The sequence below is a fragment of the Kordia jejudonensis genome (genome assembly GCF_001005315.1).
Classification (GTDB): domain Bacteria; phylum Bacteroidota; class Bacteroidia; order Flavobacteriales; family Flavobacteriaceae; genus Kordia; species Kordia jejudonensis.
The window spans coordinates 1-233 of the sequence record NZ_LBMG01000146.1 but is presented as its reverse complement, the minus strand read 5'-3'; the positions used below and the strand labels follow the sequence as shown (position 1 = coordinate 233).

The following is a 233-nucleotide window of genomic DNA, read 5'->3' as shown; positions in this document are numbered from 1 at the left end:
ATGATACAGGAGACAATGCAGGAAGTATCAACGATATTGTTGTTCAAATGGGGTATCATAGAGGGAAATCGACTGAGCCATTTACGTACTATCTCTCAGGTAATTTACGCAGTGCCAGTACTGATTTTGTCGATGAAATTCAAAAGGTTGATTCCTCTCCCGATTTTTATTTTGTAAACGCGCCTGGACTTAGTTCTAAATTCTATTTGGAAGATAAATTTCCTACTGATGAT

1 protein-coding gene is annotated in these 233 nt (G+C 37.3%); it reads left to right on the top strand.

What is annotated here, in order from left to right; translation table 11 throughout:
* A partial coding sequence (locus tag AA089_RS25305) for a hypothetical protein (protein WP_046759382.1) occupies nucleotides 1–233 on the top strand: 233 nt, incomplete at both ends.